Source organism: Pseudomonas sp. AC252 (assembly GCF_979258105.1).
In genome coordinates this window covers 366,055-392,616 of sequence record NZ_OZ409837.1, presented here as the reverse complement: position 1 = coordinate 392,616, position 26,562 = coordinate 366,055, and the positions used below count along the sequence as shown (strand labels likewise).

At 58.7% G+C, this 26,562-nt stretch carries 17 protein-coding genes, 1 tRNA gene and 3 pseudogenes; 13 read left to right on the top strand and 8 right to left on the bottom strand.

Translation table 11 applies throughout. From position 1 onward, the window contains the following. Positions 1 to 5 precede the first annotated feature (5 nt). Positions 6 to 236, bottom strand: a pseudogene (locus ACZZZ4_RS01840) (hypothetical protein); the annotation flags it as partial. Positions 237 to 534: 298 nt separating this feature from the next. Here ACZZZ4_RS01840 and ACZZZ4_RS01835 point away from each other — a divergent pair. Further along, positions 535 to 611, top strand: a tRNA-Arg gene (locus ACZZZ4_RS01835). A 136-nt stretch (positions 612 to 747) separates the two neighbouring features. Further along, on the top strand, positions 748 to 1,287 hold the full coding sequence (locus ACZZZ4_RS01830) for a hypothetical protein (protein WP_129997702.1): 540 nt from the start codon (positions 748 to 750) through the stop codon (positions 1,285 to 1,287). A gap of 6 nt (positions 1,288 to 1,293) precedes the next feature. On the opposite strand, the gene ACZZZ4_RS01825 is transcribed toward ACZZZ4_RS01830, so the two are convergent. Continuing rightward, complete coding sequence (locus tag ACZZZ4_RS01825; RefSeq protein ID WP_463547121.1) at positions 1,294 to 5,430, bottom strand: CheR family methyltransferase; 4,137 nt, start codon at positions 5,428 to 5,430, stop codon at positions 1,294 to 1,296. A gap of 185 nt (positions 5,431 to 5,615) precedes the next feature. Continuing rightward, positions 5,616 to 6,971 carry a lysozyme inhibitor LprI family protein gene (locus ACZZZ4_RS01820; protein WP_463547120.1) on the bottom strand — a complete coding sequence of 452 codons (1,356 nt, stop codon included), beginning with the start codon at positions 6,969 to 6,971 and terminating at the stop codon, positions 5,616 to 5,618. A gap of 217 nt (positions 6,972 to 7,188) precedes the next feature. Between ACZZZ4_RS01820 and ACZZZ4_RS01815 the strand changes: the two are divergent. The 4 genes and pseudogenes from ACZZZ4_RS01815 (at position 7,189) to ACZZZ4_RS01800 (ending at position 12,374) form a co-directional block, all read left to right on the top strand. Further along, positions 7,189 to 8,792: pseudogene (locus tag ACZZZ4_RS01815) on the top strand (response regulator). Further along, a complete protein-coding gene (locus ACZZZ4_RS01810; protein ID WP_262136700.1) occupies positions 8,789 to 9,481 on the top strand; it encodes a sensor histidine kinase in 693 nt (230 codons plus the stop codon). Before ACZZZ4_RS01815 ends, ACZZZ4_RS01810 begins: the two are co-directional and overlap by 4 nt. A 199-nt stretch (positions 9,482 to 9,680) precedes the next feature. Beyond that, positions 9,681 to 10,922, top strand: coding sequence for a glutamine synthetase family protein (locus ACZZZ4_RS01805; protein WP_463549241.1), 1,242 nt, complete (start codon positions 9,681 to 9,683; stop codon positions 10,920 to 10,922). A gap of 69 nt (positions 10,923 to 10,991) precedes the next feature. Next, on the top strand, positions 10,992 to 12,374 hold the full coding sequence (locus ACZZZ4_RS01800; protein ID WP_463547119.1) for an MFS transporter: 1,383 nt from the start codon (positions 10,992 to 10,994) through the stop codon (positions 12,372 to 12,374). A 72-nt stretch (positions 12,375 to 12,446) separates the two neighbouring features. Here ACZZZ4_RS01800 and ACZZZ4_RS01795 read toward each other — a convergent pair whose 3' ends face one another. From ACZZZ4_RS01795 to flgA, 4 genes and pseudogenes are all read right to left on the bottom strand, one after another. Further along, complete coding sequence (locus tag ACZZZ4_RS01795; RefSeq protein WP_039757860.1) at positions 12,447 to 13,193, bottom strand: flagellar brake protein; 747 nt, start codon at positions 13,191 to 13,193, stop codon at positions 12,447 to 12,449. A 92-nt stretch (positions 13,194 to 13,285) separates the two neighbouring features. Further along, positions 13,286 to 13,753 carry a flagella synthesis protein FlgN gene (locus ACZZZ4_RS01790; RefSeq protein ID WP_039757859.1) on the bottom strand — a complete coding sequence of 156 codons (468 nt, stop codon included), beginning with the start codon at positions 13,751 to 13,753 and terminating at the stop codon, positions 13,286 to 13,288. A gap of 48 nt (positions 13,754 to 13,801) precedes the next feature. Further along, positions 13,802 to 14,127 (bottom strand): annotated as a pseudogene (gene flgM / locus ACZZZ4_RS01785) (flagellar biosynthesis anti-sigma factor FlgM). Between the two features lie 162 nt (positions 14,128 to 14,289). Beyond that, the gene (gene flgA / locus ACZZZ4_RS01780) at positions 14,290 to 15,051 is read right to left on the bottom strand and encodes a flagellar basal body P-ring formation chaperone FlgA (protein WP_080769351.1); all 762 of its coding nucleotides are present in this window, start codon (positions 15,049 to 15,051) and stop codon (positions 14,290 to 14,292) included. Positions 15,052 to 15,133: 82 nt separating this feature from the next. Between flgA and ACZZZ4_RS01775 the strand changes: the two genes are divergently transcribed. The 7 genes from ACZZZ4_RS01775 to ACZZZ4_RS01745 all read left to right on the top strand — a co-directional run bounded on the left by ACZZZ4_RS01775 (position 15,134) and on the right by ACZZZ4_RS01745 (position 22,023). Beyond that, positions 15,134 to 16,066 carry a chemotaxis protein CheV gene (locus ACZZZ4_RS01775; protein WP_016773611.1) on the top strand — a complete coding sequence of 311 codons (933 nt, stop codon included), beginning with the start codon at positions 15,134 to 15,136 and terminating at the stop codon, positions 16,064 to 16,066. A gap of 46 nt (positions 16,067 to 16,112) precedes the next feature. After that, positions 16,113 to 16,940: a protein-glutamate O-methyltransferase CheR gene (gene cheR, locus ACZZZ4_RS01770; protein ID WP_016773612.1), complete on the top strand. Its 828-nt coding sequence runs from the start codon at positions 16,113 to 16,115 to the stop codon at positions 16,938 to 16,940. Positions 16,941 to 17,307: 367 nt separating this feature from the next. Then, entirely contained in the window at positions 17,308 to 17,718 is a 411-nt protein-coding gene (flgB, locus tag ACZZZ4_RS01765) for a flagellar basal body rod protein FlgB (RefSeq protein ID WP_016773613.1), read from the top strand. 3 nt (positions 17,719 to 17,721) lie between these two features. Next, a complete protein-coding gene (flgC, locus tag ACZZZ4_RS01760) occupies positions 17,722 to 18,165 on the top strand; it encodes a flagellar basal body rod protein FlgC (protein WP_039757856.1) in 444 nt (147 codons plus the stop codon). Between the two features lie 15 nt (positions 18,166 to 18,180). After that, the gene (flgD, locus tag ACZZZ4_RS01755; protein ID WP_129997429.1) at positions 18,181 to 18,906 is read left to right on the top strand and encodes a flagellar hook assembly protein FlgD; all 726 of its coding nucleotides are present in this window, start codon (positions 18,181 to 18,183) and stop codon (positions 18,904 to 18,906) included. 31 nt (positions 18,907 to 18,937) lie between these two features. After that, positions 18,938 to 20,266, top strand: a complete 1,329-nt coding sequence (gene flgE, locus ACZZZ4_RS01750; protein ID WP_016773616.1) for a flagellar hook protein FlgE — start codon at positions 18,938 to 18,940, stop codon at positions 20,264 to 20,266. A gap of 237 nt (positions 20,267 to 20,503) precedes the next feature. Next, positions 20,504 to 22,023 (top strand): IS3 family transposase gene (locus ACZZZ4_RS01745; protein ID WP_374046330.1). Its coding sequence is split into 2 segments (ribosomal slippage): positions 20,504 to 20,969 and positions 20,969 to 22,023, totalling 1,521 coding nucleotides; the frame shifts between segments, so codons are not numbered across the junction. A gap of 798 nt (positions 22,024 to 22,821) precedes the next feature. On the opposite strand, the gene ACZZZ4_RS01740 is transcribed toward ACZZZ4_RS01745, so the two are convergent. Next, positions 22,822 to 25,716 carry a ribonucleoside-diphosphate reductase subunit alpha gene (locus ACZZZ4_RS01740; RefSeq protein ID WP_024013986.1) on the bottom strand — a complete coding sequence of 965 codons (2,895 nt, stop codon included), beginning with the start codon at positions 25,714 to 25,716 and terminating at the stop codon, positions 22,822 to 22,824. Between the last annotated feature and the right edge of the window lie 846 nt (positions 25,717 to 26,562).

Genomic DNA, 26,562 nt, shown 5'->3' with positions numbered 1-26,562 from the left:
ATTTCAAAAACCAGACGTTCGGTGGTCGGCGCCGAGGCTTGCTCAGGCTCGCTGACCATTTGCGTAGAAGCGTCGCTGCGGTCACTCAACACTGCCCACTGCGGCGCTTTCTGCACCTGCAGGTAATGCGGCATGCGCTGCGCTACTGGCTGCTCAATGTCAGCCTTGGGAAAAAAATGTGATCCGAGCAAGAAAGCCAGAGCCGCTGCGTTTGCAAGCAAGAGGGTGCTGTTCATGGCACGACGCTCCAAATTGTTCTTTTTGATAGAACAGGCATAGCAGTCGCCGTGCCAACAGTGTAACGGGTGATAAGTCCTTTAAAAACAAGGGTTTGGTAAGGTTTTTCGCGAAGCGCTGATTGCAATCTGCAATGACTGCATTTTCGCGCAGTGCAATTTGCCCGGTAAAAGTTCCCGCAATCTTGCGGGGCGCTTGCCTACACTTAAAAAGCCCTACGGACGACATGACAAAACAGGGGCTGGCCGTTAACATGCACGCCGTCTGTCGTGCCGCGTCCAGCGCGCGACAATCAGTGTCTCAGTAGCTCAATTGGATAGAGCATCCCCCTCCTAAGGGGAAGGTTGCAGGTTCGAACCCCGCCTGGGACACCACCTCTTCAACACCGAAAAGCCCCGTCGCATCTATCCGTGCCACGGGGCTTTTTGCGTTTGTGTCAGCTGACGAGTTGTCCTGGCGATCCGCCGATTCTGTGCCTTAATTTCCGACTCGCGGGGGAGGAGAGCCATGGTGAGACGTCGGGGTGCCCAGTATTGGTTTTGGAGCAACAGCCGTTTAGCGCTGTACAGCCATGAAGAAGTCTTGAGCGACGGCTTGCAGATCGAAGTGCAGGCGCGGATCAACACACGCGGCGTGACACAGGTGTTTGTCGGGGTTTACCTGGAGGACGGGCGGGCGCTCAGTGAGGAGTTTCACGATCGTGAAACCTCGCAATCCTGCGAGGTGGCCTTGAAGTGGGGGACCCGGCGCGCACGGGAGATCTTGCTCGACTACCAGGGGTTCATTTCACCGCACCGGGTTCAGTGCGTCTTGAGTCCGGTGGTCACCGACCCATTGGCGCTGGCCCTGCGCCGGATGGACATGAGCGAAACCGAGCGGCTCAAGCTCAAGGCTGCCGACGCCTGGTCGGAATACCTGGAAGCCAAAGCCGTCGTGCTTGAGTTGATGCGCCGCACGCGCGTCGATCCTGGCCTCTGGGCCGAGAGCAAGGCGCGTTTGCAGCAGGCGATCGATCGTCGGGTCTGCGTGCAACGCGCTTATTTGTGCTGAGCGCCGTTACAGCAACTCTGAGCGGCGCAACGCCTCGATGGTTTCAATCAGGTCGTCGTACGCCACCGGTTTGCCCAGATGCTGATCGAACCCGGCTTCACGGGACTTCTGCATGTCGCTCTGAGTGCCATAACCGGTGAGGGCGATCGCCGGTACGTTTTTCACCAGCGGCAGCTTGCGCAGTGCAGCCATCAGTTCGTACCCGCTCATGACCGGCATGCCAAGGTCGGAAATGATCAGATCGAAGCGCGTACCCTCGGCAGCTTTCAGCGCTGCCACGGGATGGTCGAACGCGGTCACTTCGGCATCTTCCATTTCGAGCAGCATTTTCAAGGTCTCCAGCACTTGCGGCGAGTCATCGACCAGCAGAATGCTCAAGCCCACCAGCTTGCCCGATTCCGGTTCTGCCGGCGGCTGCTCGGAGGTTTCCACGGTTTCGATGGCTAGCGGCAGGCATACGGTGAACGTACATCCGGCGCCCAGCCCCGGTGAGGCAACCCGTACGGTGCCGTGTTGCGCCTCGGTCAGTTGCCGTACCAGCGACAAGCCAATGCCGAGCCCTTCGCGTTGATGATTGGTGTGCTGTTTTTCCGCTTGGCCAAACAGGTCGAACACGTGTTCGAGGTTTTCCGCTGCGATGCCGACGCCGTTGTCCTTGACGTTGAGTTGAGCCATTTGCCCACTCTTGCTGGCAATCAATTCGATGCGTCCGGTCGGTGGGGTGAATTTCAGCGCGTTGTTCACCAGGTTCCAGATGATCTGCTCGACGCGGGTTGGATCGGCATGGATGAACAGCGACTCTTCGGGCAGTTGCAGGTCGATGTGCGTTGCATGCTGTTCATTCAGCACGACCGTGTGGATGTCACGCAGCACAGCGCTCAGGTCGACGCGGGCCAGTTGCAGCTTGAGCTTGCCGGTGCGTACGCGAGCCACGTCGAGCAAGTCGTCGATGATCCGCGCCTGGCTGTTGACCGCATCGCAGATGGTATTGACCGCTTTGGTCGCCGGGCCGGCAGTACGGATCATCGGCAGGCGACGCAGCAGTTCGGCGTTGAGCTGAATCAGATTCAAGGGATGCTTGAGTTCGTGGGACATGACCGCAAAGAATTCGTCGCGCAACGACACCGTGTTGCGTGTCTGGGCCAGTTCCTGGCTTTGCTCGTCCTGCGCGCGTTTATGCCCGGTCAGATCGCGAGCGATTTTCACATAACCCTGCAGGTGATCGCCGCTGAGCAACGTGACTTCGCCGCTGCAGAAAAACCGGCTGCCATCCTTGCGTATGTGCCAGCGCTCGTCCTGAGCGCGTCCGTGCTGACGAGCCGTCGCCAGTTCGTTTTCGGCCATACCGGCGTTGCGGTCTTCACCGGTAAAAATGAAATCGTAAAACTGCCCCTCGGCCTCGCTCTTGGTGTGGCCGAAGATCAGCTCGGCACCCTTGTTCCAACTGGTGATCACGCCCATCTCGTCGAGAATGATGATTGCGTAATCGCGGGTGCTTTCGGCGACCAGGCGCATGCGTTCTTCGCCCAGGCGCAGCTCTTCCTCGGCTTCGCGGCGCTTGCTGATGTCGATGAAGGTCAGCACCGTGCCGTCGATATGGTCTTCGCTGGAGCGATAAGGCAATAGCCGGGCGATGTACCAGCGATTATCGGTGCTGTTAACCTCGCGTTCGATCATATTCAGCGATTCAAATACCTGCGCAGCGTCCTGGGCCATGTCCGGGTAATTCAAGCGATGGGTGATATCCAGCAGCGAACGGCCGGTGTCTACCGGCAGCATGCTGAAGATGTCGGTGGCGCGCGGCGTGAACCATTTGATGCGCATGCTGCGATCGACGAACACCGTAGCAATGTCAGTTGAAGCGATCAGGTTGGTCAGATAATCGTTGATCTTGTCGGTTTCCTCGACTTTGGTCTTCAGCTCGTAATTGACCGTCAACAGCTCTTCATTGATCGACTGCAACTCTTCCTTGCTGGTCTCGAGCTCTTCGGTGGCCGAGCGCAATTCTTCGTTGATCGCCTGCATCTCCTCGTTGGAAGCCTTGAGCTCTTCGCTGGAGATTTCCGACTGTTCGATGGTGTCCTGCAAATGCAATTTGGTGCGTTGCAGCTCACGTTCCAGGTTCGAGAGCACTTGGCTTTCAGTCTGCAGCACCGTGGTCAGCGCCTGCTCGTGCGCGTCGATCTCCGTTTCATCGAAGGTCACCAGCACGCACTCGCTGTCGAAGTCGTCGTCCTTGTACGGCTGCGCAATCAGCGTGATGCGGTACTGGCGCTCCTCGCGCTTGAGCAGCACTTCACGCGAGCGCACGGTGAGGTTGCTTTGCTGCACCTGGAACAGTGTCGTGCGAATTTCCAGGCGCAGTTCCGGCAGGATCAGCGTCAGCAAGTTGCGTGACAGCTCGCCGCCGACATGCCGCAGGAAACGCCCGGCGGCTTCGCTCATGTGAAGAATATCGGCATTGGTGTCGACGATGATGCTCGGCGGGGCGAAGCGTTCTATGGCGCGGCGGTGGATATCGGCAAACGACAGCTTGACGGGCTCGATGGCTTTCGATGGCGGTCGGGAAACGCTGGTGCGCATGTAACCGCCACGTGGCATGGTCGGGGTGCGGCGGCTGTTCGGGGTACCGGTCTTGGCGCGGAAGATGCGGTTGCGCTTGTCCACTGGCGCGAACAATTCATGGCAGGCATCGGCGCTTTCAGAGGTGCCGAGAAACAGGAAACCGCCCGGTCGCAGGGCAAAGTGGAACATCTGCAGGATTTCCCGCTGCACCTCGCGATCCAGGTAAATCAGCAGATTGCGGCAAACGATCAGGTCGATCTGCGAGAACGGCGGGTCGGACAACAGGCTGTGCTTGGCGAACAGAACTTTCTCGCGGATTTCCTTGCGAATCCGGTAATGCTCATTGTCCTTGACGAAATAATGTCGCAAGCGGGTTGGCGGTACGTCGGTAACGATGGCTTGCGGGTAGGTGCCGGCGCGGCCGGTGGTGATCGCACGTTCGTCGATATCGGTGGCGAACACTTGCAGATTGGCCTTGCTGCTTTGTACCTGCATCTGATCGTCGAGCAGGATCGCCAGGCTGTAGGCTTCCTCGCCGGTCGAGCAACCGGCAGACCAGATGCGCAGTTCTTCTTTTTCCGACGAGTCGGCAACCGATTGCACCAGTTGCGGCAGCACATCGCGCTCAAGGGCTTCGAAGGCTTCGCGGTCACGGAAGAAGTTGGTCACGCCGATCAGCATGTCGCCGAGCAAGGCCTTGGCTTCTTCCGGGGTATTTTGCAGGTAGTTGTAGTAAGCGCTGAGGTCAGACTGGCTGTTGACCTGCATGCGCCGCTCGATGCGGCGCAGCACGGTGGCGCGCTTGTAGTGTTTGAAATCGTGACCGGTGCTGCTGCGCAGGTACAACAGGATTTCATGCAGGCGTTGTTCGGCGATCGACGCCTCGTGTTCGTTTGCAGGCTTCAAGGCTTTCAAGTCGGGATCATTGGCGCTGGGTAATTTGATGTTCTGGGAGTTGCGCCAGAGCTCCATCAGTTTCTGCGGCATCTCGACCACTGGCAGCACCAGATCGACCATGCGCGTCTCGATGGCGGCGCGCGGCATGCTGTCGAACTCGGCGTCTTCCGGCACTTGCACCAGCGTCACGCCGCCCTGTTCCTTGATTCGCGACAAACCCACCGCACCATCGGAACCGGTGCCTGACAGCACCACGCAGAACGCCCGCTCACGGTGCACATCGGCCAGATCGCGAAAGAACAGGTCGATGGCCGTGTGGCGCGCCTGCGGCGAACCGGCCGTGCTGACCCGCAGATAGCCGTCGTTCATCGACAGCGAATGCGCTGGCGAGATCACGTACACACAGTTCTTTTCGATCGGCACCGGCTGCGTCACTTGCAGCACCGGCATGCGCGTCGATTCCTGAATGATCTGGTCGGCGATGCTTTGGTGATCGGGCGACAGATGCAGAATGATCACGAACGCCATGCCACTGTCCTTCGGCATATGCTCGAAAAACAGCTTGATCGCTTGCAGGCCGCCCGCCGAGGCGCCGATGCCCACCACCGGGAAATTCAGGTGGCTGGGGGTCACATCCTTGCGCTCGGGCGCAGAGGGCGAGGCAGGGGTTTTCGAGGTCATCACTTCGGCCTTTTTTTGTGGCGGTACAAGCGTATCGCGGACGTCCGGGGGCGCAGGTAATTGAGCAGAATAAACCTCATTTGCGGATCTGCCTGCATTTTTGAAGGACAAATGTGCTGTCTGTGTCTTTGACCTCCGGCGATTGGCAACCGTGCCGATTATTTTGCCGGTGTGATGATCGGTGGTCAGTCGTCGTTGATTTCGACTTTGCCAAGGCTCCCGCTGACCTCGGTAACATGCCGGCGGCCGTAGACTTCGTAGCTAGTCCCGCTGGCCTCGACGCCCGGCTTGCGCACGGCCAGTTGGGCGAATAACCCAGCCTTTTCGCTGTAGCTGCCGAACCAGTTGACCAGCGCCCCGATGTAGCATTCGCCGCCAATCATCACCGGCAGGTCGGTGATCTTTTCGATGGCATAGTACGTTGGGCCGTAGCTGTAGTAATCGTCGTCTCCGGTACCCGTGGGAGGAATTGGGCAAAGGGGCGAGTTATTGGTTGAGTCGGGGGCGGCTTTCATCGCTTGAGTGATGGCGTGGTCGAGTGCCGCGTGCAAATCCGCTTCGAGCTCATACGTGCTGGTGTCGTCTTCTTTATGTTGCGTGGTTGGCACTTGCAGGGAGTAAGCGTAACGCACGGACACCGTCGGTACCTGACGGTTGATCTTCAGCGGATTGAGCAGGTACAGATTATCGACACCATAGGTGCCGTTTCGGTAAGCGGCATAAATTCTGTCGTGAAGCCTGATCCAGCTGACTGCCTGATTGGCGCCACGGTCGTTGGTGTAGAACAGCGAACTTTCCGGCTCGACCGATCTTTTGACAAAGCGCTCGCCCGTTCGGTGCCAGGTTTCCACGTAGGTGAACAGGCCAGTGCCGCCTGAGTATGTGTCGACGATAAGGTCGCGTTGGCCATCATCGTCCAGATCCAGCAGTGCGTAGGAAGTCCGTCCGGTCTCGGCGGCGCCTTCAATGCGTGAGGCGTTCAATGCTTTCCATTCGTCCTCGCTCACGCCTTTGGGGCGCGACTTGGGGAAAGTGGTTTGCTCGCCGTAACTGTCGTCGACTGGATCGCCTGCGAACGATGTCTCGGATGCATCGAAAGCCCGCGCGGCCAAGGCATGTTCCAGCGCAAACTCCGGATGGCTTTTGTTCTCGGCACGAATGCTGTCCTGCAGATCGTTCATCGCCTGAAGGTCCACGGCGTCCGGCTGCCACATTGCGGCTTGCGTCCATTGTGCCTGCAACGCTTGCAGGCGCTGGCGGTAGCTGCCATCCAGGCAAGCGACATCGTCTGCGCAGGTGTTGCGGCTTTTCAGCCAGGCGCGCTGGGTGCGCTTGAGTTCCGGTTGCGCCGCTGCGGCAGCTGTCATCAGTTGGCGATACAGCGTGCCCATCTGGGCGTCCAGCTCATACAGCGTTTTGTTCGCACAAATCGTGTTTTCCACGTCGTTCGCGGCTTTTGTGCAGTCCATTGCCGCCGCACTCATTGGCTGGATAAACAGCAGCAAAAAGGCCGACAGGATGTAGCGTCCCTTGATGTACACGATTCAGTCCTTATGGAAATCCTTGAGCAGGCGCGCAGAGTAATACTCGAAGCAACATTCTTGAAGCACCACCCTCAGGCCCCGGCACTTTTGGCCGATAACCCGAACGGTGAGTTCAGACTCCAGCGAAATCGCTTGATGGCGCATGGCCTCCAGCTATCATCTGCGCGCCTGAAATCGCCTCGGTTCGTTTTCTTCAATTGCCTGGAAATCCTCGATGTCGTCGTATCACCAAAAAGCTTTCTGATCGTCGATGATTTTTCCGATTTCCGCAGTTCCGTGCGTTCGATGTTGCGTGAGCTCGGCGTCAAGGATGTCGATACTGCCGACACTGGCGAGCAGGCGCTGAAGATGTGCTCGCAGAAGTCCTATGATTTCATTCTTCAGGACTTCCACCTCGGCGACGGCAAGAAGAACGGCCAGCAGGTGCTCGAAGACCTGATGTCGGAAAAGCTCATCAGCCACGAAGCCGTTTTCGTCATGGTCACCGCCGAAACCAGTCAGGCGATGGTGCTCAGTGCGCTGGAGCATGAGCCGGATGCGTACCTGACCAAGCCGTTCAACCGTTCCGGACTGGCCCAGCGCCTTGAGCGTCTGGAACAACGCAAGACGTTGCTCAAACCGATTCTGCAAGCCCTTGATCGCGGTAAGCCGGTCGAGGTGCTCAATGCCTGTATTGCGCTGTGCAAACAGGACATCCGCTATTCGCCGCTGTGCCTGCGTTACCGCGCCGACGCCCTGCGCGACATGAACCAGAACGAAGCGCTGGAGCGACTCTACGACGGCATCATTGCCGACCGCCCATTGCCATGGGCCTTCGCTGGATTGGGCAAGTTGCTGTTCAAACGCGGGCAGGTCTCGCAGGCCAAAGAAGTTTATGAAAAAGCCCTGAAAGTCTTCCCGATGATGCCGGCGCTGTATGACGGCATGGCTGATGTGCTGGTGGCCGAAGGCGACAGCAAAGGCGCGCAGCGAGTGCTGGAAGAAGCGATTCGCCTGTCGCCGCTGGCAGTGCGTCGTCAGGCCTTGCTCGGCAAACTGGCGATGGCCAACGAAGATTTCGAAACCGCCTCGCGTGCTTATCGCCAGGCAGTAGCACAGGGCGCGCAGTCGCGTTTCAAGGACCCGGAAAGCAATCTCGGCCTGGCGCACGCGCTGATCAGCAAGGGCAGTGATCGCGGTCTCGACACGCGCACGCGGCTGGAGATCAACACCACACTCAGCGCCGTGGCCAAAGAAAATCCAAGCGACCCCGGCCTGCAGATTCGTGCGCGGCTGATGAAAGCCACCAGCCTGTTGCTTAACGACGCTGAAACCGCCGATAAGCTCACCGAACAAGCACTGATGCGCCTCGATGGCATGGAACAATTCATGAGCCCCGAGGCGGCGCTGTTGGTGGCCAAGCAGTTGCAAATGCTCGGTCAGGCCGAGGCGGGCACTTCGATGCTCAAGAGTTGCGCGGAGATCTACGGTGATGATCCGGCGGTGATGAAAGACATCGCCAAGCTCACCGACGATCCGACCATTCTCAGTTCGAGTAACGCCGCGGCCGATCTCAACCGCCAGGGCGTGCGCGTGTACAAGACCGGCAATCTGGTCGAGGCCCGCGAGGTGTTCCGCAAGGCGCTCAAGCTGCAACCGAAAAACATCAGTATTGCGCTGAACCTGGCCCAGTCGCTGTTGCATGGCACCGACACCAGTGTGCCGTCGGCGGAGCTGGAAGAATGTCGGGCCTGCCTGAAACTGGTGGGCCTGATGCCCGACACCGACGCGCGGTTTGCGCGTTATCAGAAGCTGAAAAGCAAGGCGTTTGGCGAATGAACCCAATTGATCCGGCGCTGGATTTTTCCACGGTGATTGCCTCCACCGTCCACGACATGAAGAACTCCCTGGCCATGCTGATGCAGGCGCACAGCCAATGGCTGGCGCGTTTGCCGAAAGAGTTGCGCGAAGGCTCGGAGCAGGGCGTGATCGACTTCGAGTTCGCCCACCTCAATGGCATGCTGGTGCAGTTGCTCGGGCTGTACAAACTCGGCGTCAATCAGTTGCCGCTGCAGCCGGCGTATCACGAACTCGACGATTTCATCGAGGCGCAACTGGCCGCGCATCAGGAAGTGTTCGCCAGTCGCGGCATCATCGCCACTTATGAGGTCGATCCGTTGAGCCCGCTGGGTTTCTTCGATCGTGAGCTGATCGCTTCGGTGCTCGGCAACTGCATCAACAATGCGATCCGTTACGCCCGCGAGTCGCTGCTGATCACCGTCAGCGACGAAGCCGGGCAACTGGTGCTGAGCATCAATGACGATGGCGACGGCTATCCGGCGCAGATGCTCGAGCGTCAGGCCGATTATGTCCAGGGCATCAATCACAGCAGCGGCAGCACTGGGCTGGGACTGTATTTCGCCAATCGCATCGCCGCGCTGCACCAGCGCAACGGTGTGGAAGGGCGCACCGAAATCAGCAACGGCGGGCCGTTGGGTGGTGGGGTGTTCAGCCTCTATCTGCCATGACAGGCTTTTTGTTTGACGCTGCTTGATATTCCGAACAGCCGCAGCCTATTTTGTCCGGGTCGCCGTTCGCGGCTCGCACAACAACAAGGATTGCGTCATGACAACCGATGGCCAGGGTTCACTCGCGCAGCGATTGACCGGCATTGATGAGATTGAATGTGTCACCCCGGATCTGAACGGGGTGCCACGGGGCAAGGTGATGACCGCCGAGGGTTTCCTCGAGGGGCGGCGTTTGCAGTTGGCGCGGGGTGTGCTGCTGCAATGCATCATGGGCGGCTATCCGCCGGCGCGGTTTTACGGCAGTGACGACGGCGATCTGGCGCTGGTCGCCGATCCTGCGCAGATTCATCGTTTGCCATGGAGCGACGAGCCGCGCGCCATGGCGATTTGCGACGCCGACGAACTGGGCGGGGAGAGCTCCAGCCTCTCGACCCGTGGCCAGCTCAAAGCGGTCATCGCCCGTTATGCCGCGCACGGTCTGGCGCCGGTGGTGGCGACCGAACTGGAATTTTTCGTCTTCGCACCCAATACCGATCCGACTCAGCCGTTCCGTCCGCCGGTAGGCCTCGACGGTCGCCGCGAGGATGGCCAGTCAGCGTTCAGCGTCAGTTCCAACAACGGTCTGCGGCCGTTCTTCTGCGAAGTGTATAAATGCATGGCCGCCCTCGGCCTGCCGCGTGACACCTTCATGCATGAAATGGGCGTCAGCCAGTTCGAGATCAATCTGCTGCACGGCGATCCGCTGCTGCTGGCCGATCAGACGTTTCTGTTCAAGCACCTGCTCAAGGAAGTCGCGCTCAAGCATGGCCTGAGCGTGGTGTGCATGGCCAAACCGCTGGCGCATACGCCGGGCAGTTCGATGCATATTCACCAGAGCATCGTTGAAATCGGCAGCGGCAAAAATGTCTTCACTGACACGAAGGGCGAGCCGACGGCGATGTTCCGCCACTTCATCGGCGGGCAGCAGGCAGGGTTGGCCGACTTCACCGCGCTGTTCGCGCCCAATGTGAATTCCTATCAGCGCCTGTGTCATCCGTACGCGTCGCCGAACAACGCCTGTTGGTCCCATGACAATCGCGCCGCCGGCTTGCGTATTCCCGCCAGCTCGCCGGTCGCCCGTCGGGTCGAAAACCGTTTGCCGGGCGCCGATGCCAATCCGTATCTGGCCATCGCCGCCAGTCTGGCCGCGGGTTTGCACGGCATCGAACAAGAGCTGGAACCGAGCGCGGCGATCCAGGGTGAATTCGCCGTGCCGGATAGTCTGGCCTTGCCGTGTACCTTGCACGCCGCGCTTGAGCGTCTGAAACGTAGCCAGTTGGCGAGGGAACTGTTCGGGTCGGAGTTCATCGAAGGCTACATCGCTTCGAAGACCATGGAGTTGACCAGCTTCTTTGATGAAATCACCCCCTGGGAGCGCCGTGTACTGGCCGCCCAGGCCTGACGTATCGCTGCTGCCGGGCAGTCGTTCTGACCGCCCGGTATTTACTGCAAGGAGCCGCTCGGAACGCCGATGCGCCAAATCTGGAAATCCTTTCGAGCACTGTATTTCGCCTCGCTGATGATGTTGATCGGCTCTGGCCTTCTTTCTACTTATCTGGCTTTGCGTCTGGCCGCCGACAATGTCGACGGTCTGTGGGTCGGTGCGCTGATGGCGGCCAACTATTTCGGTCTGGTGCTGGGCGGCAAGATCGGCCATCGCCTGATTGCCCGGGTCGGGCATATCCGTGCCTACTCGGCGTGTGCCGGGATCGTCGGCGCGGCGGTGCTCGGCCATGGGCTGGTGGACTGGTTGCCGGCGTGGCTGGTGCTGCGGACAATCGTTGGTCTGGGCATGATGTGCCAGTACATGGTGATCGAGAGCTGGCTCAACGAGCAGGCCGATGCCAATCAACGCGGCCTGGTGTTCAGCGGCTACATGATCGCCTCGTATCTGGGCCTGGTACTGGGCCAGCTGATTCTGGTCATGCACCCCGGCCTCGGGCTGGAACTGCTGATGCTGGTGGCGCTGTGCTTTGCTCTGTGTCTGGTGCCGGTAACGCTGACCCGACGGATTCACCCGGCGCCCCTGCACCCGGCGCCGATGGAGCCGCGCTTCTTTATCAAGCGCGTGCCGCAATCGCTGAGCACGGTGCTCGGCGCCGGTCTGATCATCGGTTCATTTTATGGTCTGGCGCCGCTGTATGCCTCGCAGCAGGGGCTGTCGACCGAGCAGGTCGGTCTGTTCATGGGTAGCTGCATTTTTGCCGGTTTGCTGGTGCAGTGGCCGTTGGGCTGGTTGTCCGACCGTTATGACCGTGCGCTGCTGATTCGCTGCTTTGCCGGGTTTCTGGCGGTGGCGGCGTTACCGTTGGCGATCATGCCGCAGGTACCGCTTGAGGTGCTGTTCGTCGTCGGTTTCTTCTGTTCGCTGGTGCAGTTCTGCCTGTATCCGCTGGCGGTGGCGTTCTCCAATGACCACGTCGAAGGCGATCGCCGGGTGTCGCTGACCGCCATGCTACTGGTGACTTACGGCGTTGGCGCGAGCATCGGGCCGCTGTTGGCGGGCGTGCTGATGAAGTTTCTCGGCAGTCAGAGCCTGTATGCGTTCTTCAGTTTCTTCGCGTTGGTGCTGGTCTGGCGGATTCGTCCGAAAGCGGTCACCAACCTGCACCAGGTCGACGACGCACCGCTGCATCACGTGGCGATGCCGGACAGCATGTCGAGCTCGCCGCTGGTGGCAGCGCTTGATCCGCGTGTCGATGAGCAGGTGGTGCAGGAGCAGATGGTGCAGGACCCGGCGCCGGTCACCCCTGAGCCTGAGCCCGAAGCGCAGCCGGGAGCAGTCGTTGAAACCGAACTGGACAGCGGCAATGACGATAAGCCTGCGCCGGATATCAGTGGTGGCAGGCCTTGAGCCGAAGATAAACATCGGCGCATAAAAAAGGGCAGCCCTGTGCGGGACTGCCCTTTTTTTGATCGCTGCGACTCAGAGATCGTCTTTGTCGAAACGCCGTGCTTCACGCTGCAACTGATAAACAAAACGCTCGACGTTGCGCGCAGCCTGGCCACTGATGTTGTGGAAGCGCAGACCGGCGAAGGTGATGTTGAGTTTTTCTTCGAAATGCAGATAGCGCAGTTCGACCGATGTTGGCTGATTGCCGAACAGCGGCGGGGCGATCAGGCGATCATAGACCTGGCCCAGTTGCAGGCGATCAGTGATGTCGCCTTCGAAGCGGAATTTGCAGCCAGTGGCGGAGATATCCAGCAGCTTGCCGTGCAACGGCGTCTTGAGCTTTTCGCCGCCCAGTTCCACGCTGACCAGATCAGTGAGCTTCAACGCAGCGCGGAAGGCGTTGCGGCGCTGGTGATAGACCACCTCGCTCGGCAGCTCACCGGTATAGAAGCGGTCGCCGTCGGATTCTTCGATGTTCAGCGTGCCGTTGCATTCCCAGGCGATGCGCACGCCGTCATGAAAGCCTTCGACCTTGAACGGTTCGCCCGCCTGCAGAAAGCGCTCGCCATCACGCGGAATCATTTCGTCCAGTGCGATCGTTGCGGTTTCGCGGTCGACCTTGATCAGGTAACTCTGAAAGCGCTGGCTGCGTTCATGGAAAGTGATGATCAGCGGATCGTGGCTGTCTTGCAGCTGGCGCAGGTTGCTGGAGATTTCCAGTGGCGTGGTGAGCACCTTCGGAGGCTGCGGAGCATCATCCGCGCTTAGGGTGTTGGACACGGTTCTTCAATCTCCAGACAAAATAAGACTACGGCCGGCCAGTATTTTGCCAGCATCTTGCGCAGGTGGATAGGGCAGGGCCAGCGATTGGCTCATGCCTGGCTGAGCGTTCGCGGTTTGACCGGCTTGGCAAAAGTCCCGCTGGCGTCGTACAGCGCTGGCGGCTCACCGCCGGTGAGGATCTTCAGCTGGTTGGCCGTAGTCGCCTGCTGGATCTGGATCGACTGACCGTTCTTGACGTTGGCCGCCTGGCATTGGGCGATCAGCGCGGTCAGGGCGTCGCCCTGGGCCAGCAACTGGTCGCCAATGCTCGACTGGCTGGCCAGTTGCTCAAGACCTGTGCGATCGGTCGGCAGGTTGAGGCTGGCGAGGATTTCGCTGCGCTTGCGGCCATGCTGCTCGAGCAGAATGATCAACGCTTGCTTGGTCGCCAGAATTTCTTCCAGCAACGGCATGTCGCGACCATGCAAAGCGAGGGATTCGGTTTGCAATAACTCCAGCAATTGTTGCGCTGGAGCAAAGTCGTCGTTGATCAGTTGCAATAAGTTAGTGTCGTGCATGGCTGGCCTTGGGGTTTAAGCGTCCAAAAGCCTGGCGCCGGCAAAAGCCTAGCGCTGGGCTTCGAAGTTGAGCAGTTTGCTGGCTACACGGTTGCTGTCGACTTTATAGCTGCCATCGGCAATCGCGGCTTTCAACTCGGCCACACGGGCTTTGTCGACAGCAGGCTGATCGCGCAGCTTGTCAGTGAACTTCTGCAACTGTTGAGCCTCATTGCTGAGGTGTACCGATTCCCCGCTTTTGGCGGCACTGGCCGGTTCGGCCTGGGTATTCAGCGGCGCGGAGGGGCTGTTTTCAGCGCTTTCCTGGCGTTGCTGGTACGTGTATTGCCGGTAAGTGACGAGGAACTGTTCAATCGGTTGAAATCGATAACCATGATAAAAAACCTCTGGGAATTTGGACGCTTGCCATGTTTTCGGCTATCCCCTGAAAAACTTTAGGCCCAATCAACCATAAGCTTGCATGCGCCGCTGCGAGACCTGCTGCGGCACAGTTTAGGGAAGCGACGGGATCGGCGCCAGTTTTCTCCGCGAGGCTTTTACATGGCCACTTCGACCTGTCCCGGCGCAATCACCTGCGCCTTGATAACTCTTTGAGAATTAAGGTTTTTTACGCGAATCTGTTCTTTCATGCCGCCATTGGAGAGTGCTTCCCCCGGCATGCGTACGGCGAGGGTGCCGCTGCGCGCTGTGATTACCACCTGGTCACCCTTGCGCACGACTTCGGCCTGCTCCAGATGCACCTGCGTGATGACCTGATCGGCTACCGTTGGTCGGGTCAATTTCTGCCCGATCGCTTCGTCGACGGAGGTGAGGAAACCCTGATTGATCGTGCTGACATCGCGCTCGCGCAACGTCACGTCCTGCGGCTCGATGATACCGGCGCGTTTCAGCGGACGAGTGGTGGTCACGATCTCGCGAAACAGGCGGACTTGAGCGGGTACGAACACCGTCCAGGGCGAACTGCCTTCGCAGCGAACCTTCACCGTGACGCGCCCCAGCGGGCGTGCCGGGCTCTCCAGAGTGGCTGTCAATTCCTTGTCGCACATCGGCATGCGCATGCGCGGGTCGAGCTGGTTGACTTCGATTTCGTAGCGGCCTTCGGTTTGACTGGAAGCCAAATAGTCTTCTACGGTGAATTCAAGAAAGCCCTGAGTCACGCCGATAAGCATATCAGGCAAGGTAACCGCATCTGCATGGGCAGGACTGCCAGCAAGCAAGCAGCAAACGGCGGACACCGCGCAAAGCCCTTTGCGAAGGGTAGATGTCAGGCGTCGGGAAAATGTCGTTTGAGCGTTCATACGAGTTAAAAAGCAAGCGCCGTGCCGTTTAGCAATGAATGTGCGTCGCAACAACACTTGGCGTTGATGTAGGAGTCTGGGCATGGCTGGTGTAATGGATTCGGTGAACCAGCGCACGCAACTGGTAGGGCAGAATCGCCTCGAGCTGCTGTTGTTCCGTCTCGACGGGCCGCAGCTCTATGGGATCAACGTGTTCAAGGTACGGGAAGTGTTGCAATGCCCGTCCCTGACCTTGATGCCCAAATCCAGTCCTGTCGTGTGCGGGGTAGCGAATATACGGGGAGCGACCATTCCGATCCTGGATCTGGCAATGGCAACGGGCTCCGGTGCGTTGAAAGACAAGAACAGCCCGTTCGTGATCATCACGGAGTACAACACCAAGACCCAGGGTTTCCTGGTCCGCTCGGTGGAGCGCATCGTCAACATGAACTGGGAAGAGATCCATCCGCCGCCCAAGGGTACCGGCCGCGATCACTACCTGACCGCTGTGACTCGGGTCGACAACCAGCTGGTCGAAATCATCGATGTCGAGAAGGTGCTGGCCGAAGTGGCGCCGACGCCGGAAGCCATTTCGGTGGGCGTGGTCGATGTCGAGACGCAGACGAAGGCATTGTCGCTGCGGGTGCTGACGGTCGATGACTCGTCGGTGGCGCGCAAGCAGGTCACGCGTTGTCTGCAGACCATCGGTGTCGAAGTGGTGGCGCTGAACGATGGCAAGCAGGCGCTGGATTACCTGCGCAAGCTGGTCGACGAGGGCAAGAAGCCGGAAGAAGAGTTCCTGATGATGATTTCCGACATCGAGATGCCGGAGATGGACGGGTACACCCTGACGGCGGAAATCCGCGGCGACGCACGCATGCAAAAGCTCCATATCATCCTGCATACTTCGTTGTCGGGGGTATTCAATCAGGCGATGGTGAAGAAAGTCGGTGCTGATGACTTTTTGGCCAAATTCCGTCCTGATGACCTCGCATCCCGGGTAGTCGACCGGATCAAAGCAGCAGATATCAGCTAGGGGCGTTTTGCCCTTGGCGTTCAACACGATTTAAGAGGCGGCATCATTGTCTACGGGTAATTTGGATTTCGAACAGTTCCGGGTCTTCCTGGAAAAAGCCTGTGGCATTCTGCTCGGTGAAAACAAGCAGTATCTGGTCTCGAGCCGTCTCAACAAACTGATGGAGCAGCAAGGCATCAAGTCCCTGGGTGAGCTGGTACAGCGCATTCAGACCCAGCCGCGCAGCGGTTTGCGCGAGCAGGTGGTCGATGCCATGACGACCAACGAAACCCTGTGGTTTCGCGACACCTATCCGTTTGAAGTCTTGAAGAACAAGGTACTGCCGGAAGCGATCAAGGCCAGCCCCAACCAGCGTCTGCGGATCTGGTCGGCGGCCTGCTCGTCGGGGCAGGAACCGTACTCGCTGTCGATGTCGATCGACGAGTTCGAGCGCAGCAACCTTGGGCAGTTGAAGATGGGCGTGCAGATTGTTGCCACCGATCTGTCGGGTCTGATGCTCAACAACTGCAAGACCGGTGAGTACGACAGCCTGGCGATCGGTCGCGGTCTGTCGCCGGAACGCCTGCAACGCTACTTCGACCCGAAAGGGCCGGGGCGCTGGGTGGTCAAGGCGCCGATCAAGAGCCGAGTGGAATTCCGCTCCTTCAACCTGCTCGACAGCTACGCAGCGCTGGGCAAGTTCGACATCGTGTTCTGCCGCAACGTGCTGATCTACTTCTCTGCCGAAGTGAAGAAAGACATCCTGTTGCGCATTCACAGCACGTTGAAGCCGGGCGGGTATCTGTTCCTTGGCGCGTCCGAGGCGCTGAACGGTTTGCCGGATCATTACCAGATGGTTCAGTGCAGCCCGGGGATTATCTACAAGGCGAAATAAGCGGTTTGCGCTGATACAAAAAACGGGAAGCCCGCAAAGGCCTCCCGTTTTTTTATGTCCGAAGAAATTCTCTTAACACCAACAATCCCTGTGGGAGCGAGCTTGCTCGCGAAGAGGCCGTCACATTCTGCATTTGCATTGGCTGGCACTCCGCCTTCGCGAGCAAGCTCGCTCCCACAGTTTTTCGCCGGCGATAGAGGCAGCCAAGCGGCAGAAAAGCGGCATCCGGCGGTAATCGATTGCCGCTTTTCTGGCATTGCCGCTTTGCCTGTTCGGCGCAAGGCCCCGGAATACGGGGCTTTGTTGATTTGGCACGGCGCTTGCTAAAGCTCAGATACGAAAAACCGGTCACCTGAAGGTTCCCGACATGAGCATCAGCTTCGACAAAGCGCTGGGCATTCACGAAAAGGCATTGGGCTTCCGCGCCCAGCGTGCCGAAGTGCTGGCCAACAACATCGCCAACGCCGACACCCCGAACTACAAGGCGCGGGATCTGGATTTCTCCAAAGTGCTCGAAGCACAGACCGAGAAAACCAAGACCGGCGGCCACTTTGCCCTGAACATGACCAACAGCCGTCACATCGAGGCTGAAGGGCTGGGCAACGGCGACGAGTCGCTGATGTATCGCACGCCGATGCAGCCTTCGATCGACCAGAACACCGTCGACGCTCAACTGGAACAGTCCAACTACGCGGAAAACGCCGTCGGTTTCCAGGCCAGCTTCACCTTGCTCAACAGCAAATTCAAAGGGCTGGTGTCAGCCCTGCGCGGAGAATAATCCATGTCCCTGTCCAGCGTTTTCAACATTGCCGGCAGCGGCATGAGCGCGCAGACCACACGTCTGAACACCGTGGCCTCGAACATCGCCAACGCCGAAACCGTCTCCTCGAGCATCGACCAGACCTACCGCGCCCGTCACCCGGTGTTCGCCACCATGTTCCAGGGCGGCCAGGCCGGCGGCAGCAGTTCGTTGTTCCAGAACCAGGACGCGGCCGGGCAGGGTGTGCAGGTGCTCGGCGTTGTCGAAGACCAGAGCAACCTCGAGGCGCGCTACGAGCCGAACCACCCGGCCGCTGACGCCAAGGGCTACGTCTACTACCCGAACGTCAACGTGGTGGAAGAAATGGCTGACATGATTTCCGCCAGCCGCTCGTTCCAGACCAACGCGGAAATGATGAACACCGCCAAGACCATGATGCAGAAGGTACTGACCCTCGGTCAGTAATAAGGGACGAATGCCATGAGCGTTACGGACACCACCAGCACCCTGAGCATGAAAGACATCCTGGCCAACTCGTCCAAGACGAGTAGCACCACGTCGGGCGGCATCGCCTCGGCGACCAACAGTGCCACCGGCGGCCAGGCGCTGGGCAAGGATGCGTTCCTGCAATTGCTGGTCACCCAGCTGAAAAACCAGAACCCGCTCGACCCGCAGGACAACAGCGCTTTCGTGGCGCAACTGGCGCAGTTCAGCAGCCTTGAAGGCATCACCACGCTGAACTCCACAGTCAGTGGCCTTGCCGGCAACTACAACTCGTCGCAGGCGCTGCAAGCCTCGTCGCTGGTCGGTCGCAACGTAATCGTGCAGACCAACACCGCGCAGCTCGATGACCCGAGCAAAGGCCTGACCGGTTCGGTCTCCGTGCCTTCGTCGATTGCCGGCGGCACCGTGACCATCACCGACAAGGACGGCAAAGCCGTGCGCACCATCGACCTGGGCAGCCGCGCTGCGGGTGCTGCCAGTTTCACGTGGGACGGCAAGGACACCGCCGGCACCGTGGTTCCGGTCGGTACTTACACGTTCAAGGCCAGCGCACCGATCAACGGCGCGGCGACCGACCTGGCGACCTACCTGCCAGCAACCGTCAACAGCGTGACGATCAGCCAGACCGGTGGCGAGCTGATGCTCAACCTGGCCGGCAAGGGCACCGTCGCCCTGTCCAAAGTACAAACCATTGGTATATAGAGCCGACTAACCCGGCACGAAGGAGTGGTACATGTCTTTTAACATCGGCCTTAGCGGTCTCTATGCCGCCAACAAACAACTCGACGTGACCGGCAACAACATCGCCAACGTCGCCACCGCCGGGTTCAAATCCTCGCGCGCAGAATTCGAAGACGTCTATTCGGCGACTCGTCTGGGCAGCGGCAGCAAAGTGATCGGTAACGGCGTACGCCTGGCCAACGTGTCCCAGCAGTTCACCCAGGGTGACATCAACAACACTGGCAACGTGCTGGATATGGGCATTAACGGCTCTGGCTTTTTCACCATGAACAACAACGGCTCGGTGTCTTACACCCGTGCCGGTACGTTCAAGGTCGATAACGCCGGCTACATCACCAACACCGACTACACCTCGCGTTTGCAGGGCTACGGTGTGGATGCCAACGGCAAGATTATTAACGGCGTCTTGACCGACCTCAAGATCGATACCTCGAACCTGGCCCCGAAGTCGACTTCGGCGGTGGCTTCGACCATCAATCTGAACTCGACCGCTGCGGTGATCGACGATACGGTCGCGGCAGGCAAATTCGACCCTACCAACACTGCGACCTACACCAAGTCGTTCAGCACCCCGATCTATGACAGCCAGGGCAACCAGCACACCATGGATCAATACATGGTGAAAACCGGCGCCAACACCTGGAAGGTCTACACCCTGGTGGACGGTCGTAACCCGGATGCGACCGGCAGCGATCCGAAGACCACCGCGCCTGTGGCCTCGACGCTGTCCTTTGACGCGACCGGCAAGCTGACCCAGGTCAGCACGCCAGATCCGCTGGGTGGCCCGGCCATCATCAGCAGCGACCTGACACTCAAGGGCTGGGTGCCAGGCACTGTGACCGATGGTGTCTGGAAGGCTAACGGCGCGGCGGCAAACCCGGCGGGTGTGACCATCTCGATGGCCAAGACCACTCAGTACAACGCCGACACCTCGCGCACGATTCCTACTCAGGATGGTTACGCGACTGGCCAGATCACCAACCTGACCATCGACGGTACCGGTACCTTGTTCGCCAACTTCAGCAACAACCAGAGCAAGGCCATCGGACAGGTTGCACTGGCGAGCTTCACCAACGAACAGGGCCTGCAGGCGATCGGTGGCACCAGCTGGAAAGAGACGTTTGCTTCGGGTATTCCGGGCTACGATGCGCCTGAGACCGGTACGCTGGGTTCGGTGGTGTCCAACTCGCTGGAAGAATCGAACGTTAACCTGACCAATGAGCTGGTTGATCTGATCAAAGGCCAGAGCAACTATCAGGCGAACGCCAAGACCATTTCGACGCAGAGCACGATTATGCAGACCATTATTCAGATGACCTGATTCGGGTTTCTGAGCTGGTTTTTTGGGCCCCTCGTTTTGAGGGGCTTTTTTTTGGTCTTGGCGGCCTCTGGGTCGGCCAGGCTTTGGGTGATTTGGGTGAATATCCGTTGCTGCGGTCGCGGCTGCTGGCGGTTTCGCCTGACGGCGACTTACTTTTTTACAAGCGCCCCCCGTGTCAGCCTACCTGTCACCTCTGTTGATTGACTCAACCATTCATGGGGGCGAAGGTGTCTAGCAATGCCGAAGCGTTATGACGATGACTTCAGAGACTGGGCTGTTCTTCAAATGATGCCGCCCTTAAACCGTTCCGTAGCAGAGCTCGCCGTTGCAATCGGCGTCACCCCACAGTCACTGCGAAACTGGAGGCAAATGGCTAGAGATAAAGGATTGATTGTTCCTGGGAATAATAAAACCAGCAATCAGTGGTCCAGCGCCGACAAATTCAACGCCGTTCTGGAAACCGCGCCGTTGAGCGAGGTAGAGCTTTCACAATATTGCCGAATCAAGGGCATTTATCCTGAGCAGATTCAGCAATGGCGCCAAGCTTGCCAGAATGCCAACACTGCGATGGAGCCTCAGCCCAACAAAAAACCGACCACCGAGCAAATACGGATAAAGGAGCTGGAGCGACAACTGCTTCGATCCGATGCTGATTGCAAGGAGGCGGTCGCTTTACTGGAACTCAGAAAAAAAGCCAATGCGATCTGGGGCAAGGACAAGGAAGGCTGATCAGCGCCCCTGATCGTGTGCAGGCTTTGGGCCTGATCGCTGAGGCAGTAGCAAGTGGTGCTCGTCGGTTTCGTGCATGCAAAGAGATCGGGCTGTGTTTGCGGACGGTTCAGCGTTGGCGACACTGCGAAGCCGACAAGCGCCAGATCATCAAGCGCGAAGCACCGTCCAACAAACTCAGCGTCGCAGAGCGTCAGGCTGTTTTGGATGCTGCTAATCAACCTGGCTACGCGAGTCTGACACCGCACCAGATTGTCCCGAAGTTAGCTGACGAAGGTATCTATCTGGCATCGGAATCAACATTCTATCGGGTGCTGAAAGAGGCAAATCAGAATAGCCGTCGAGGCCGAGCCAAAGCTCCGAAGCGCCGAGCTTTGACCACACATTGTGCTGATGCCCCAAATCGAGTTTGGTGTTGGGATATCACGTGGTTACCCACCACCGTTAAAGGTCGCTTTTACTACTGGTACATGGTCAAAGACATCTATAGCCGCAAATTAGTGACCAACGAAGTACACGAATCCGAACGCGCAGAACATGCATGCGTACTGCTTGAAAAAGGATGCTTACGAGAGCGTACGGCGGGTCGTCCGCTGGTACTGCACTCGGACAACGGTCACGTAATGAGAGGCTCGCTTCTTCGAGAAAGCATGATTGCATTGGGCGTCGAACCGTCGTTCAGCCGACCCCGAGTAAGCAATGACAACGCCTATGCCGAAGCGCTTTTTCGTACGGCTAAGTATTGCCCGCTGTGGCCCGAGCGGCCCTTCGACAACCTCACGGAAGCACGACTCTGGGTGCAGAAATTCGTTGAGTGGTACAACGACGAGCATCGTCATAGCGCCTTGAAATACGTGACGCCCAATGAGCGTCACGAAGGCAAGGCACCTGCGTTACTGCAGGCACGGGAGAATCTTTACAAGGCAGCCAAAGCAACTAACCCTAGCCGTTGGAGCGGCGAAGTACGTAATTGGAAACTCGCAAACGCTGTTTACCTGAATCCAGAGCGCCCTGAAACAAGGGCGTAATAGACTCCTAAAACAGCCGTGAAGCGACAGATACGTTGACACGCACCGGCGCCAAAAAAAGTAAGCAAAAAACGCTTGCTCCTGCGTTCGGCCCTCGCAGGCTCGGGTTCCTTCGCTCCGGGACTGATCCAGGCGCAGCGGCTACGGTTTGCTTCGCTGCACCTCCTTGCGCTGTGTCTGGCTGCGCCAGACGGTCGCTGCGCTCCCACGCCCGGATCAATCCCTCCGCTCAGCCTTCCGACGTCGCCTGTGGATCAAGATCAAGGGCGCTCGAGCTTGCGCTCATTGTTGAGTGGGGCGGCTTCGCCGCGGGCAGCTGCGCTGCTTTGCTTTTGCTTTTGTGGGAGCGAGCCTGCTCGCGAAGGCGGCCTGTCAGCCGACCTGTCCTTGAGCGTACGCGATCCAACTGTAGGAGTGAGCCGGCTCGCGATAGCGGTCTGGCGGCCAACCAATTTCGCCCAGATACCCACGATCCAACTGTAGGAGCCGCCGAAGGCTGCGATCTTTGATCTGGCTCTTGATCTGGCTTTTGCTTTGCTTCGGCTCTTGATCTTTCGCCCCTTCGGCAGGCTTCGTTACGGGATCGATCCGGGGGAGGAAGCGCAGCAACCTACGACCAGGTCTCTGAAAAGGTGACTCGCTGTAACAGCGAAACCATAAGAAGCCGTTATCGCTGCAACGGATATTCACCCAAACCTAAACCCCAAAAAACAAAACCCCCGACAAACCAGAAGTCTGTCGGGGGTTTTGTTTGCCTTGAGATTCCAGGCGTCTCGCAACGCCTGGTCTCAGCTCAGCTTATTGACAAGCTTCGCAATCCGGCTCGTCAATCGCGCAGGCCTTTGGCACGGGTGCCGGACCTGCCGGAGCGGCCAGGACCGAATCGTCGCCGTGGTTGCCGCCGCTGGAAACAGCGTTCAGCTTACCGGTGTTGATGGTCGACTTCTCGGTGCTGGTCGCGGCCAAGGCACGGAGGTAGTAAGTGGTTTTCAGGCCACGGTACCAGGCCATGCGGTAGGTCACGTCGAGCTTCTTGCCCGATGCGCCGGCGATGTACAGGTTCAGCGACTGGGCCTGGTCGATCCACTTCTGACGACGGCTGGCGGCGTCAACGATCCACTTGGTGTCCACTTCGAACGCGGTCGCGTAGAGCTCTTTGAGCTCTTGCGGGATGCGCTCGATCTGCTGCACCGAACCGTCGTAGTACTTCAGGTCGTTGATCATCACCGAGTCCCACAGACCGCGAGCTTTCAGATCGCGAACCAGGTAAGGGTTGATCACGGTGAATTCGCCCGACAGGTTCGATTTCACGTACAGGTTCTGGTAGGTGGGTTCGATCGACTGCGAAACGCCAGTGATGTTGGCGATGGTCGCGGTCGGTGCGATGGCCATGATGTTCGAGTTACGGATGCCTTTCTGTACACGGGCGCGAACCGGTGCCCAGTCGAGGGTTTCCTTCAGGTCGACGTCGATGTACTTCTCGCCACGCTGTTCGATCAGGATCTGTTGCGAATCCAGCGGCAGGATGCCTTTGGACCACAGCGAGCCGTTGAACGTCTCGTAGGCGCCGCGCTCGTCGGCCAGGTCGCAGGAAGCCTGGATCGCGTAGTAGCTGACCGCTTCCATCGACTTGTCGGCGAACTCGACGGCAGCGTCGGAGCCGTAGGCAATGTGCTGCAGGTACAGAGCGTCCTGGAAGCCCATGATGCCCAGACCGACCGGACGGTGGCGGAAGTTGGAGTTCTTCGCTTGCGGCACCGAGTAGTAGTTGATGTCGATCACGTTATCGAGCATGCGCACAGCGGTGTTGACGGTGCGTTGCAGCTTGGCGGTATCGAGCTTGCCGTCGACGATATGGTTCGGCAGGTTGATCGAGCCCAGGTTGCAAACGGCGATTTCGTCCTTGTTGGTGTTCAAGGTGATCTCGGTGCACAGGTTCGAGCTGTGGACCACGCCGACGTGCTGCTGCGGGCTGCGCAGGTTGCACGGGTCTTTGAAAGTCAGCCATGGGTGGCCGGTTTCGAAGAGCATGGACAGCATTTTGCGCCACAGGTCTTTGGCCTGGATGGTCTTGAACAGCTTGACCTTGCCCGGGTACTCGGTCAGCGCTTCGTAGTACTCGTAGCGCTCTTCGAAGGCTTTACCGGTCAGGTCGTGCAGGTCCGGTACTTCGGATGGCGAGAACAGGGTCCACTTGCCGTCATCGAAGACACGCTTCATGAACAGGTCAGGGATCCAGTTGGCGGTGTTCATGTCGTGGGTACGACGGCGATCGTCACCGGTGTTCTTGCGCAGCTCGATGAACTCTTCGATGTCCATGTGCCAGGTTTCCAGGTAGGCACACACTGCGCCTTTGCGCTTGCCACCCTGGTTCACGGCCACAGCGGTGTCGTTCACCACTTTGAGGAACGGCACCACGCCTTGCGACTTGCCGTTGGTGCCCTTGATGTACGAACCCAGCGCACGAACAGGCGTCCAGTCGTTGCCCAGGCCGCCGGCAAATTTCGACAGCATGGCGTTGTCGTGGATCGCGTGATAGATGCCCGACAGGTCATCCGGCACGGTGGTCAGGTAGCAGCTCGACAGCTGTGGACGCAGGGTACCGGCGTTGAACAGGGTTGGAGTCGAAGCCATGTAGTCGAACGAGGACAGCAGGTTGTAGAACTCGATCGCACGGTCTTCTTTCTGCTTCTCTTCGATCGCAAGACCCATGGCCACGCGCATGAAGAAGATCTGCGGCAGTTCGAAACGCACGCCATCCTTGTGGATGAAGTAGCGGTCGTACAGGGTCTGCAGGCCCAGGTAGGTGAATTGCTGATCGCGCTCGTGGTTGATCGCCTTGCCCAGTTTTTCCAGGTCGAAGGTGGCCAGCACAGGGTTCAGCAGTTCGAACTCGATACCCTTGGCGATGTACGCCGGCAGGGCCTTGGCGTATAGGTCGGCCATTTCGTGATGGGTGGCGCTTTCGGCAACTTCGAGGAAGTTCAGGCCTTCGGCACGCAGGGTGTCCATCAGCAGGCGGGCGGTGACGAACGAGTAGTTCGGCTCACGCTCGACCAGGGTGCGGGCGGTCATCACCAGTGCGGTGTTGACGTCGGTCAGGGCGACGCCGTCGTACAGGTTCTTCAGGGTTTCGCGCTGGATCAGGTCGCCGTCGACTTCTTCCAGGCCTTCGCAGGCCTCGGTGACGATGGTGTTCAGACGGCCCATGTCCAGCGGCGCCAGGCTACCGTCGGCGCGGGTGATGCGGATCGACGGGTGCGCGTTGACGGCTGCTTCGGCCGGGGCGTGGGCAGCGCGTTCTTTCGAACGGCCGTCACGGTAGATCACGTAGTCGCGAGCGACTTTCTGCTCGCCGGCACGCATCAGGGCCAGTTCGACCTGGTCCTGGATTTCTTCGATGTGGATGGTGCCGCCCGATGGCATGCGACGCTTGAAGGTCGCGGTGACCTGTTCGGTCAGGCGCGCAACGGTGTCATGGATTCGCGACGAAGCGGCAGCGGTGCCGCCTTCAACTGCGAGGAACGCTTTGGTGATAGCGACAGTGATCTTGTCATCGGTGTAAGGAACGACAGTGCCATTACGCTTGATCACGCGCAGCTGGCCAGGCGCGGTGGCTGCCAGATCCGAAGTCGAATCGGCGGCCTGCGGCAAGGTGCCCTGCGGGTTCTCGCGAGTTGTGTCGGTTTGCATGGGGGTGGTCTCCACATTCTCTATGTTTGTTTGGCACCGTCATGGTGCTCACCGTTCTGTACCGAAGCACTGCAACCGACGGGCGTCGGCATTACAAACTTCGGAACAGTAGGAAAAAGGCTGCAACGCCGCATCCTTGCCGAAGTTTTGGTAGCCAGCCGAAGCTCGCCACCGGATTCCTTCGCGGGTGACAGTCATGACTGCAACACCCATACCGTTTTGTCCGTTTCGGACCAAATAAAACGGTGCCATCCGCCAGTGCGGTTTGGGCTTGAAAAAACTCGTTCGTTCAACCGGAAACTCGCCATAAAGCGCTTGAGTTTCAGGTCTGAAATGTGGTTGGGCGATTTAGACGAAAACCCTATATGTAGGGTCTGCGTTTTCGCGGTGCTACAAGATAATGCGTTTCAGGGGGGATTGCAACGTACTACCTGTGGATAAGCCTGTGCGTAATTTGTGTAAGAAACAGGGAAAACGCGTGTAGGCCGCGAACCTGCTGAGCCAGACCGTTTGTCACTGTTTTTTTGCCTGGAAAAACGTTACAGCGGTTTTTTAAGGGCGCGAACCCTATCACAGAATTCCGCCTTGTCCGAACGCATTTACCGACTTGTTTTCCGGGTGGCCGGCGTTTATACAATCGCTGGCTGCATGGGCATTTTTATCCTCCTGAAACATGACAGATGATCGGGAGGTACACGCAGGATTGTGGGAGCGAGCCTGCTCGCGAATCGGTTGACCACTGAGCATTCAGGTTGGAGCAACTGACGCTTTCGCGAGCAGGCTCGCTCCCACAGGTTTTGTCCGTGTCAGGCGATTGTCTTTCTTATTTTAATAAAAACAGCAAAC

Coding starts and splice junctions, on each gene's coding strand:
- ACZZZ4_RS01805 (WP_463549241.1), top strand. CDS start 9,681: ATGACCGCCGAGGGTTTCCTCGAGGGGCGGCGTTTGCAGTTGGCGCGG.
- flgA (WP_080769351.1), bottom strand. CDS start 15,051: ATGAACGCTCAAACGACATTTTCCCGACGCCTGACATCTACCCTTCGC.
- flgD (WP_129997429.1), top strand. CDS start 18,181: ATGAGCGTTACGGACACCACCAGCACCCTGAGCATGAAAGACATCCTG.
- ACZZZ4_RS01775 (WP_016773611.1), top strand. CDS start 15,134: ATGGCTGGTGTAATGGATTCGGTGAACCAGCGCACGCAACTGGTAGGG.
- flgB (WP_016773613.1), top strand. CDS start 17,308: ATGAGCATCAGCTTCGACAAAGCGCTGGGCATTCACGAAAAGGCATTG.
- ACZZZ4_RS01740 (WP_024013986.1), bottom strand. CDS start 25,716: ATGCAAACCGACACAACTCGCGAGAACCCGCAGGGCACCTTGCCGCAG.
- ACZZZ4_RS01825 (WP_463547121.1), bottom strand. CDS start 5,430: ATGACCTCGAAAACCCCTGCCTCGCCCTCTGCGCCCGAGCGCAAGGAT.
- ACZZZ4_RS01810 (WP_262136700.1), top strand. CDS start 8,789: ATGAACCCAATTGATCCGGCGCTGGATTTTTCCACGGTGATTGCCTCC.
- ACZZZ4_RS01790 (WP_039757859.1), bottom strand. CDS start 13,753: ATGCACGACACTAACTTATTGCAACTGATCAACGACGACTTTGCTCCA.
- flgC (WP_039757856.1), top strand. CDS start 17,722: ATGTCCCTGTCCAGCGTTTTCAACATTGCCGGCAGCGGCATGAGCGCG.
- ACZZZ4_RS01800 (WP_463547119.1), top strand. CDS start 10,992: ATGCGCCAAATCTGGAAATCCTTTCGAGCACTGTATTTCGCCTCGCTG.
- flgE (WP_016773616.1), top strand. CDS start 18,938: ATGTCTTTTAACATCGGCCTTAGCGGTCTCTATGCCGCCAACAAACAA.